This window comes from Amycolatopsis circi, from assembly GCF_003385235.1.
GTDB classification, from domain to species: Bacteria; Actinomycetota; Actinomycetes; order Mycobacteriales; family Pseudonocardiaceae; genus Amycolatopsis; species Amycolatopsis circi.
On record NZ_PQIA01000132.1, the window covers coordinates 18242 to 28480 of the forward strand.

General features: G+C 68.0%; 10 protein-coding genes. 5 read left to right on the top strand and 5 right to left on the bottom strand.

The genetic code is table 11. The features are described 5' to 3' along the window. Positions 1-10: 10 nt before the first annotated feature. From D0D37_RS37520 to D0D37_RS37530, 3 genes are read right to left on the bottom strand one after another with little or no spacing between them, the layout of a single operon-like run. Positions 11-955, bottom strand: a complete 945-nt coding sequence (locus D0D37_RS37520; protein ID WP_116205327.1) for a ribose-phosphate diphosphokinase — start codon at positions 953-955, stop codon at positions 11-13. Further along, positions 955-1605 (bottom strand): SDR family oxidoreductase, encoded by a 651-nt coding sequence (locus D0D37_RS37525; RefSeq protein WP_116205328.1) that lies wholly within the window; start codon positions 1603-1605, stop codon positions 955-957. The genes D0D37_RS37520 and D0D37_RS37525 overlap by 1 nt, the downstream gene beginning before the upstream one ends. Positions 1606-1646: 41 nt before the next feature. Beyond that, positions 1647-2309: a hypothetical protein gene (locus D0D37_RS37530; RefSeq protein WP_116205329.1), complete on the bottom strand. Its 663-nt coding sequence runs from the start codon at positions 2307-2309 to the stop codon at positions 1647-1649. Positions 2310-2728: 419 nt separating this feature from the next. Between D0D37_RS37530 and D0D37_RS37535 the strand changes: the two genes are divergently transcribed. The 4 genes from D0D37_RS37535 to D0D37_RS37550 are packed head-to-tail and all read left to right on the top strand — an operon-like array spanning position 2729 to position 6478. After that, positions 2729-3799, top strand: coding sequence for an HpcH/HpaI aldolase/citrate lyase family protein (locus D0D37_RS37535; RefSeq protein ID WP_116205330.1), 1071 nt, complete (start codon positions 2729-2731; stop codon positions 3797-3799). Beyond that, complete coding sequence (locus D0D37_RS37540) at positions 3796-4656, top strand: HpcH/HpaI aldolase/citrate lyase family protein (RefSeq protein ID WP_116205331.1); 861 nt, start codon at positions 3796-3798, stop codon at positions 4654-4656. Before D0D37_RS37535 ends, D0D37_RS37540 begins: the two co-directional genes overlap by 4 nt. A gap of 39 nt (positions 4657-4695) precedes the next feature. Further along, the gene (locus D0D37_RS37545) at positions 4696-5814 is read left to right on the top strand and encodes an AAA family ATPase (RefSeq protein WP_116205332.1); all 1119 of its coding nucleotides are present in this window, start codon (positions 4696-4698) and stop codon (positions 5812-5814) included. After that, positions 5807-6478 (top strand): DUF4276 family protein, encoded by a 672-nt coding sequence (locus D0D37_RS37550; RefSeq protein ID WP_116205333.1) that lies wholly within the window; start codon positions 5807-5809, stop codon positions 6476-6478. Before D0D37_RS37545 ends, D0D37_RS37550 begins: the two co-directional genes overlap by 8 nt. A 46-nt stretch (positions 6479-6524) precedes the next feature. Here the strand turns inward: D0D37_RS37550 and D0D37_RS37555 are convergent, their stop codons facing one another. Together D0D37_RS37555 and D0D37_RS37560 are read right to left on the bottom strand one after the other, a co-directional pair. Then, complete coding sequence (locus D0D37_RS37555) at positions 6525-7922, bottom strand: acyl-CoA synthetase (protein WP_116205334.1); 1398 nt, start codon at positions 7920-7922, stop codon at positions 6525-6527. An 8-nt stretch (positions 7923-7930) separates the two neighbouring features. After that, positions 7931-9253 (bottom strand): MFS transporter, encoded by a 1323-nt coding sequence (locus D0D37_RS37560; protein WP_116205335.1) that lies wholly within the window; start codon positions 9251-9253, stop codon positions 7931-7933. An 86-nt stretch (positions 9254-9339) separates the two neighbouring features. Between D0D37_RS37560 and D0D37_RS37565 the strand changes: the two genes are divergently transcribed. Beyond that, positions 9340-10089, top strand: coding sequence for an IclR family transcriptional regulator (locus D0D37_RS37565; protein WP_208720322.1), 750 nt, complete (start codon positions 9340-9342; stop codon positions 10087-10089). Positions 10090-10239: the final 150 nt, after the last annotated feature.

Genomic DNA, 10239 nt, shown 5'->3' on the forward strand with positions numbered 1-10239 from the left:
AGCTCGGGTATCAGTTCGGTTCGAACAGCGAACTGACCGACTCTCCATTGTGGATTCGCCGCATCGCCTCGGCCAGCGCCGGGGCGATGGACAGGATCCGCAGTTTCTCCGTGCGCTCCTCGACCGGCACCGGCACGGTGTTCGTGCAGACGATCTCCAGCACGTCCTCCTGGCCGCCGATCCGCTTGAGCGCGCCGTCGGCGAACAGCCCGTGCGTGCACGCCACCCGGATCGACCGCGCACCCAGCTCCCGCAGCCGGTCCAGCAGTTCCAGCACCGTGCTGCCGCGCGCGATCTCGTCGTCCAGCACGATGATGTCGCGGCCGGCGATCTCGCCGATCACCGACGTGATCTCGACCCGATCGTCGGCGAACCGCTGTTTCGCGCCGGCCGCGACCTTCGCGCCGAGCAGCCGGGCGAAATGCGCGGCTTCCTTGGCGTTGCCCAAATCCGGCGACACGACCGTGGTTTCCGAAAGGTCGTACTGCCGGAAGTACCGGGCCAGCTCGTGCAGCGCATGCAGATGGTCGACCGGCACGCTGAAGAACCCGTGGACCTGCGGCGAGTGCAGCGTCATGGTGAGCACGCGGTTCGCACCAGCGGTGACCATCAGGTCCGCGACCAGCCTGCCGCCGATCGAGATTCGCGGTGCGTCCTTTTTGTCCGAGCGTGCGTACGAATAGTGCGGCATCACGACGGTGGTGCGCGCGGCCGAGGCGCCGCGGGCCGCGTCGAGCATCAGCAGCAGCTCGACCAGGTTTTCCTGGACCGGTTTGACCAGCGGCTGGATCAGGAAGACGTCCCGCTCGCGGCAGTTGGCCTGGAGCTGGACCTGGAGACAGTCGTTGGCGAACCGGTCGATCTCCACCGGAAGCAGCGGAACGCCCAGGTTGACGCAGATTTCTTCGGCGAGTTCGGGATGCGCGCTGCCGCTGAAAACCGCGATGTCGCGCATCAGATCCGGGACAACGCGTCAGCGATGGAATCGTCGCCGGAGACCAGTTCCAGCGTGCGCCGGGCCGTCGCCGGAGTGTCGAGCAGCGCCAGCAATACCGCGGCGACGTCCTCGCGCGGGATCTCCGCACTCTCGACCTTCTCCGCGATCTTCACCTGGCCGGTGCCGGAATCGTTGGTCAGCCGACCCGGGCGCAGGATCGTCCAGTCGAGGTCACGGGCCTTGAGGTCTTCCTCGGCGGCGCGCTTGGCCCGCAGGTAGGCGGCGAAAACCGGGTCGAAGCCGGGGTCGTCCGCCTTGTCCGCGTTGATCGAGCCGACCTGGATGAACCGGCGGACGCCAGCGCGCTGGGCAGCGTCGGCGAACAGCACGGCCGCGCCGCGGTCGACGGTGTCTTTGCGACCCTCGCCGCTGCCCGGGCCGGCCCCGGCGGAGAACACCGCGGCGTCCGCGCCTTCGAGCACCTTGGCGACAGCGTCCACATCGGACTTTTCGAGGTCGAGCACGACGGTCTCGGCGCCAACCGCGGTGAGGTCGGCTTCGTGGCCGGGGTTGCGCACGATGCCGACCGGCGCGTCGTGCCGCTGCGCGAGCAGCTTTTCCAGGTGCAGGGCGATCTGGCCGTGTCCGCCAGCAATGACGACTCGCATGTCCTCGACTCTATCGCCGCGCGAGGCCCGACGCCGGTGCTTCAGTCCGCCTCGGCGGGAACTGGAGCGTCGGAGTCCTCGTGCAGCAGCAGGCCGTAGGCCATCTCGTTGATCCAGCGCGAAACCGGGTCCTCCTGCAGCAGCACCCGGTCGTGGTGGGTGTCGAGGTCGAGGTCGGTGGTGGCGTACGGGTCGGCGGTGACGACCGCCAGACCGTAGGCGCGGGCGCGCGGCAGACAGTTCGACACGTAGTCGTCGGTCAGCACGGCAGGCGATGGGAGCACCATCGCGGCCTCGCCGTAGCGCGAGAAGGGCACCGCGGAGGCCATCGCGGTCCGCCAGTGCCGGGCGACCGCGAGGACGCCGATGATCTCGGCGGCCGGCGCGGGTGCGGTCGCGGCCAGCTCTGGCCAGGTCCAGGTGTCGACGAGGGCGCGATCTGCGACGGGACCGACACCCATCGCGATGCGCTCCGCGTGCACGTCGGTCTTGAGCTTCGCGACGATGCTGACCTTGCGGCCGAGCAGGGTCGTCGCGGGCAGCACAACGCCGTTCCAGCCCAGAAGGGCCGCGGCCTTGCGCGCCAGCTCGTCGACGCTCGCGGGCAGCTCGATCGGCGGCTGCACCCGGCTCGCCGTCGTCCGGCTGCGCTTCGCACCGCCGGCGACCGTCGAGCGCTCGGTGTTCTGTGGGGTAGCCGCCACGAGTCCGCCTCCTTCAAGCACCTGTTCCTGCGTACCGGCGAAAACCGGTACATGAACTGAGTACCAGGGCAAAGACGCGAGGTCTCCGGGTTGCGTAACCGCGTGCGATCGGCGGCGCTCAGCGGTCGGTGACCGGTCGGTAGGCGGTCATTCGACTTCAGCCCGACCGTGCGGCCAACCGAGTGAGACAGGGGTGAGTGGTGCACACGGAGCGCGTTCCCTGAGCAAGCGAGCCGCCCGCGCGGGGCAGGGCGGGCGGCTCAGTGCCTTACTCCGATCGGCCTAATCAACCGGGCTCCACAGTGGACGTCCGCTGGTCACGGGCCTCACCCGGATGGCGGGTGAGCTTCGCCGCAGCGGGGGTTCAGGTCTGCGGTTTAGGGTTACCCGTCGGTCAAGTACCCGCCGGGAGGACCAGGATGCGCTCGCCGAAGGACTTCTTCGCCCCGCTCGCCGTCGGAGCGCCGCAGCCGCCGCGGCAGATCCCGGTGCGGCCGTCGCGCATGATCCACTTTTTCGACCCGGGCAACGAAAAGATGGCCGCGAAGGTCCCGGACCTGGCGAAGAAGACCGACGTGCTGCTGGGCAACCTGGAGGACGCCGTCCGCGCGGACCGCAAGGAAGCCGCGCGCGCCGGACTGGTGTCGATCGCGAAAGCGACGGACTTCGGCCGCACGCAGCTGTGGACGCGGGTGAACAGCCTCGACTCGCCATGGGTGCTCGACGACCTGATCACGCTGGTCACCGAGATCGGCGACAAGCTCGACGTGATCATGGTCCCGAAGGTCGAAGGCGCGCAGGACATTCATTACGTCGACCGGTTGCTGGCGCAGTTGGAAGCGCGCGCCGGGCTGACGAAACCGCTGCTGGTGCACGCGATCCTGGAAACGGCGAGCGGCGTGGCGAACGTCGAGGAGATCGCCGGAGCGTCGCCGCGCATGCAGGGCATCTCGCTGGGCCCGGCCGACCTGGCCGCGAGCCGCCGGATGAAGACGACGCGCGTCGGCGGCGGTCACCCGGGATATCTGGTGCGCACCGACCCGGTCGGCGAGGATCTCAACGAGGGCCGCACGACATATCAGCAGGACCTGTGGCACTACACGGTCGCGCGGATGGTCGACGCGTGTGCGATGAACGGAATCCTTCCGTACTACGGACCGTTCGGCGACATCCGCGACGACGTGGCGTGCGAGGACCAGTTCCGCAACGCGTTCCTGCTCGGCTGCGTCGGCGCGTGGAGCCTGCACCCGGTGCAGATCGATATCGCGAAGAAGGTCTTCTCGCCGTCCCCCGCCGACGTGGCCTGGGCCCGGCGCGTGATCGCCGAGATGGGCGACGGCACCGGCGCGGTGATGATCGACGGGAAAATGCAGGACGACGCCTCGGTCAAGCAGTGCCGGGTGGTCGTGGAACTGGCTGACGAACTGGCCGCCACCGACCCCGAACTGGCCGCCGCGTACGACGCCGCGACGAAGGAGATCCAGTCATGACCGAACTCCGCCCGCGGCGGTCTGTGTTGTACATGCCCGGCGCGAACGAGCGCGCGCTGGAGAAGGCGAAGACCCTTCCGGCGGACGCGTTGATCCTGGACCTGGAAGACGCCGTCGCTCCGGATGCGAAGGAAGCCGCGCGGGAACGTGTCTGCGCTGCTGTTGGCACCTATGGCTCGCGCGAAGTGACAATCCGAGTCAACGGCCTGGACACCGAATGGCACGACGCCGACCTGCGCGCCGCTGCCGCCGCCGGTCCCGCGGCCGTGGTGGTGCCGAAGGTGAACTCGGCGGCTGAGGTGCACAACATCGAGCGTGCGCTGGAGCTTGGCGGAGCGCCGGAGCACACGAAGATCTGGGCGATGGTGGAGACGCCGATCGCGATGCTGCACGCCGCGGAGATCGCCGGGGCGTCGGAACGGTTGACCGTGCTGGTGATGGGCACGAACGACCTGGCGAAGGAACTGCACGCGGAGTTCGTGCCGGGCCGGGGACCGTTGCTGGGCGGGCTTTCGCTGTGCCTGCTGGCCGCCCGCGCGACCGGGAAGGTGATCCTGGACGGGGTCTACAACGACGTCAAGGACGCGGCCGGGTTCGAAGCGGAATGCTTGCAGGGGCGGCAGTACGGGTTCGACGGGAAGACGTTGATCCATCCTTCGCAGGTGGAGCCTTGCAACCGGGTCTTCGCGCCTTCGGAGGAGGAGATCGACCGGTCTCGGCGGATCATCGCGGCGTTCGAGGAGGCTTCGGCTGAGGGACGCGGTGTGGTGACTGTGGATGGGCGGATGGTCGAGAACTTGCACGTGGAGAACGCCCGGCGGGTGCTGGCTTTGGCGGAGGCTATCGGGGCGAAGTAGCGCAGGCCGAGTGCCGGGGCGCGGCCGTACAGTGAGCGCATGGCCCGGCACTCGCTCAACGCGATCACCATCGAGGGGTTCACCTCGATCCGTTCGGCACATGTGCCTCTCGGCGGCCTGAACGTGCTGGTCGGCGCGAACGGTGCGGGCAAGAGCAACTTCATCCAGGCGCTGGGCCTGTTGAGCAGCATTGTCGACGGCGATCTCGGGCTGCATGTCGGGCTCAACGGCGGCGCTGCCGAGATGGGCTACAAGGGAAGCGCCCTGTCCAGCATCGAGCTGGCTCTGGACATGTGGCCAGCGAACTACCGCATCCGGCTCGTGCCCGCGGCCAACGACGAGCTGATCTTCGATCTGGAGGAGATCAGCAAGGTCGGCCCCGAATCGCCGTACCGACGCGAACTCGGTCAGGGACATCGCGAATCGCGGCTCGAACAAGCTCTCAGCGAGCACGACGAGGTCGCGGAACTCATTCACACTGTGCTCAAGGGCTGCCGGGTCTATCACTTCGACGACACGAGCCGGGACGCCCCCGTCAAGCGTCAAGCCCCGACCGCGGACAACCTCGCTCTCCGGGACGACGCCGCCAACCTCGCGCCCGTTCTGCTGAGGCTGCAGCGGAGCGAACGGCCGGAGGACAAAGCCGCCTACCGTCGCATCACCAGCACCGTCCGGCTGGTCGCGCCGTTTTTCAAAGACTTCGTTCTCGACGACGAATACGGAACCGACCGGGTCCGGCTCCGCTGGGTCCACAAAGAACTCGACGGAATCTTTTCCGCCGAGCAGATGTCCGACGGAACATTGCGGTTCGTCTGCCTGGCCGCCTTGCTGATGCAGCCACAGCTTCCCGGACTGGTCGTCCTTGACGAACCGGAGTTGGGTCTGCACCCCTACGCGATTGTCGTGCTGGCGGACATGCTCCGGCGGGCAGCAGCGCAAAGCCAGGTGCTGATCGCGACCCAATCCGTCACCCTCATGAACCAGTTCACCGTTGACGACCTCATCGTGGTCGAACAACACGACGGCAGTTCTTCCTTCGCGAAGCCGAACCCCGACGCGCTGCGCACGTGGCTCGAGGACTACTCGCTTGGCGAACTGTGGGAGAAGAACCTCATCGGCGGACAGCCTGGTTCGAGGGGCAGCGTCCTGAATGACTGACCGCAAACGCCTTCACTTGCTGGTCGAAGGACAGTCGGAGCTGACGGTCGCGCAGGAACTCCTGGCCGATCATTTGCACGAGGCTGGCTGGACCACTGTCACCGTGTCGGTCGTGCGAACGCAGACCTCGTCCATCACGCATCGCGGCGGTGTTTCCTCCTGGGCGAAGATTCGCCGGGAGGTCCAGCACCTGCTCGGACAGAAGTCGCTCACCGCCTTGACCACGATCTTCGACTTCTACGGCTTTCCCGCCGATGCACCAGGAGTTTCCAGCCTTCCGGCAGGCCCGGCCGCGAGGCAGGTCGAGCATGTTGAACGCGAGATCGCGGCGGCCGTCCCGGACCGGCGGTTTCTCCCGCATCTGGTCTTGCACGAACTCGAATCGTGGGTGTTCGCGGCCGCCGATCAGCTGAGCGGGCTGAGAGGCGAACCCGAACTGGCTGAGCGCCTCCGCGCCGATTGCGATGCTGCTGGAGGCCCGGAACTGGTCAATGGCGGTGCGAAGACGGCACCTTCCAAACGCCTCCTCCGATACTGCACCGGCTACCAGAAGGTGATCGAAGGCCCGTTGGCTGTCGCCGAGCTTGGCGTGGCCGGGTTGCGAAGCCAATGCCCGCATTTCGACGCCTGGTTGAGCAAGATTGAGGAGCTAGGGACGAAGTAGCGCGGCCGAGTGCGGCGACGAACACCTCGCCGCCGCACTCAAACGCTCACAGCAGGTTCTTCTGCACCTTCCCCATCGCGTTGCGCGGCAAGGATTCCAGGACTCGCACTTCACGCGGTCGTTTGTGGACCGACAAGGTTCCCGCCACGAAGTCCGTCACCACGGCACCGTCCAGGCCATCCCCGACCACGTAGGCGACAATCCGCTGCCCGAGGTCGTCATCGGGAACACCGACCACCGCCGCTTCGCGCACGCTGGGGTGGGCCAGCAACGCCTGTTCCACCTCTCCCGCACCGATGCGGTAACCGCCCGATTTGATCAGGTCGACCGATTCCCTTCCCACGATCCGGTGGAACCCGCCGGGGTCGGCGACGGCGATGTCGCCGGTGCGGAACCAGCCGTCCTCGGTGAATGACTCCGCGGTCTTGCCTGGCAGGCCCAGGTATCCGTCGAAGAGCGTCGGGCCGGTCACCTGAAGATGTCCGAGGCTCTCCCCGTCGTGCGGGACCGGCTGTCCCCGGTCGTCGCACAGTCGCGTTTGGACGGTGGACAGCGCGGTGCCTACCCAGCCTGGCCGCCGCTCGCCGTCGTACCTCGTGCTGAGGGTGATCAGCGTTTCGCTCATCCCGTAGCGTTCGACGGGTGCGGCCCCGGTGAGTCCGGCCAGCTTTTCGAAAACCGGCTTGGGCAGCGGCGCACTTCCCGAGACAAGCAATCGCGCGGATCCCAGCGCACGCGCGGCGGACGGCTCCGCGCACACCCGGGACCACACGGTCGGGACGCCGAAATACAGCGAGCCCCGAGCTTCTGCGTAGGCCGCGGGCTTCGGCCGGACGGTGTGCGTGAGCGGTGAGCCGACGCGCAACGCGCCAAGGACGCCGAGCACCAGCCCGTGGACATGGAACAGCGGAAGCCCGTGCACCAAGGTGTCTTCGGCGGTCCAGCCCCACGCTTCGCTCAACGCATCCAGGCACGCGGCGATGGCCGAGCGCGAGAGCACGACGCCCTTCGGCGCGCCGGTCGTCCCCGAGGTGTAGACGATCAGCGCGGGGCTCGCGGCGGCTGGTTCCGGATAGCTCTGCGAGGACCGGGCCGAGACGTCGATCGGCACCACCGGGACTTCGACGTCGTCCGGCGCGTCGCCCAGCCAGAGCTGGACCCCGGAGTCGGACAGGACGTGCTGTCGCTCGGCCAGTCCCGAGTCCGGCGGAACCGGGACAGCGGTCACGCCCGCGGTCAGGCAGCCGACCACGGCGACGATCGTCTCCATGCTCGCGGTCGCGTTGACCGCGACCCGACGAGCGCCGGCGGTCCGGTCCGCGACCGCGGCGGCGGCCCCGCGCAGGTCGTCGAGCGACATCGAGTCATCGCCGACCCGGACGAACGGGCCGTCCGCGGAGGCGATCGACAATGCGGGCAGCAGAGGCGGGTGGGTGTCCTTCACTGGTTTCCTCACTCGGGCAGCGGTTTGTTGCGGGTCTCGGGGACAAGCGGGAGCAGGAGCAGCCCGGCGACGAACACGACGGCGGTGGACGCCAGCGGCACGGCGAGCGAACCCGTCCCGCGGATCGCGACGCCGAGCACGAACGTCCCGACCGCCGCGAACCAGCGGGAGATCGTGGTGGTGAACGCGAACGCGGTGGCCCGGAACAACGTCGGGTACTGCTCGGGCAGCCACACGGTGAACACCGCGAAGTTCGCCCCGCCTAGGCCGAGGATCGGCAGGAACGCGAACAGCAGCGGCAGGTTTCCCAGCGGGTAGGCGATCGCGTAAGTCCCGACGATGCCGACCGCCATCAGCGCGAAGAACAGCGCCAGCGCGCGCCGGCGGCCGAGCTTGCCGGCGAGCCACGGCGTGCCGATGCAGCCGATGATCGTGAAGATCGCCGAGATCGCGGCCGCGAGGCTGGCCAGCTGGGAGCCGTGGCTCGTGCCGGTTTCCTTGGCGAGCGCCGTCACCGCGGTCGGCACGTAGGTGGCCGTGGCCCACAGGCCGATCACGCAGGCTCCGAGCAGCAGCAGATTGCCGATGGTCCGCCGCCGGTATTCGCGGCTCATGATGTTGCGCAGCGGGGCGAGCAGCGACGTGCGCCGGGCGGTTTCGGCCTGTGCCGCCCATTTTTCCGGCTCCTTGGTGTTGCGCCGGATGAACAGGACGAGCAGCGCGGGCACGATGCCCAGCAGGAACAGGCCGCGCCAGCCGAGCTGCTGGCCGAAGGCCAGGTAGATCACGGCCGTCAGCAGCTGGCCGACGTAGTTGGCCGAATGCAGCACCCCGCCGAGCTTGACCCGGAGCCGCTCGGGAACGGCCTCCGCCACCAGCGTGGCCGCCATCGCCCATTCGCCGCCGATCCCGACCGCGCACAGGAACCGGAACGCCATCCAGGCCCAGACGTTCGTCGAGAAACCGGCCAGCGCGGTGAACACCGAGAAGAGCAGGATGCTGCCGATCATCGCGGGCCGCCTGCCGAACCGGTCCGCGATCGGGCCCCAGATGAACGAGCAGCCCCATCCGGCCAGGAACAACGCGCCGCTGAGCTGGCCGTAGAAACCGATGTTCCCGACGTCCGGGGTGATGCCGGACGGCGGAAGCAGTTCGGTCAGCGTCGGCGCGAGCACCAGGCCGAACATCGCGAGCGTGAACCCGTCCATCGCCCAGCCGCCGAAGGAGCCCCAAAACGCGTTGCGCTGGGCCCGGTTCATCCGGACCGGCGGCCCCGGGTCGGCCTGAGCGCCGCGCGACCGTTCGCCGTCGGCTTCCTTGATCGTCGTCATGACCACCTCACTGTGGTCCACATTACGGACCGATGGACTACTATGTGGACCGGTAGCGTATGAACGGGATCACCGAAGGTCAAGGGGTGGCAGACGTGAACAGCGTGCTCACTGCGTTACGGGTGTTCGAGGCGGTCGCCGCGGCGCAACCCGCGGGCCTGAGCGAACTCGCGCGCCGGCTCGAGGTCCCCAAGAGCACGGTGCAGCGATGCCTCAAGACGCTCGCCGACGCGGGCTGGGTCCGGCCGGAACCGAGCGGGGACGGCCGGTGGGTGATCACCGGGAAGGCGTTCAGCATCGGCAGCGCGGTCAGTTCCGGGCCCCGGTTGCGCGAAATCGCGCTGCCGGTCCTCAGCCGGCTGCAAAGCGACACCAGCGAGACCATCCACCTGACGGTCCCCGACGACGACGCGATGGTGCTGATCGAGCGGCTGGACAGCCCGCATCAGCTCCGCGCGTTTCTCCAGCTGGGCACGCGGCTTCCGCTGCACGCAGCGTCGAACGGCAAGGCGTACCTGGCTTCGCTGGACGACGCGTCCGTCGAATCGTTCCTGCGCAACGGTCTGCACAAAGTCAACGACCACACCGTCACCGACCCCGGCGTCATTCGCCAGGAAGTCGAGGAGATCCGCCGGCGCGGCTACGCGGTCACCAACGAAGAACTCCACGAAGGCATCGCCGCGGTCGCCGTCGCGCTCAAGACCGCCGACGGCGAGACCTGCGGTTGTTTCAGCATTTCCGGTCCTACAACGCGGCTGACGCCTGACCTCTACGCGACGTATGGCGAGAAGGCGATCGCCGCGAAAGCGGAGATCGAGCGGTTCCTGTCCTTCTGAGCGGAGAGGCCGTCAAGCAACTACCCCCGTTACCTTCTTCGTAGCTCCTGATCAAGGAGTTCGTGGTCGCCAGGCCTGGCATGACTTACTCCCCCAGTCGAACCCATGATCCGGGGGGTGGTGTCACCGGGTTTGGTGGCATCGAGGGAC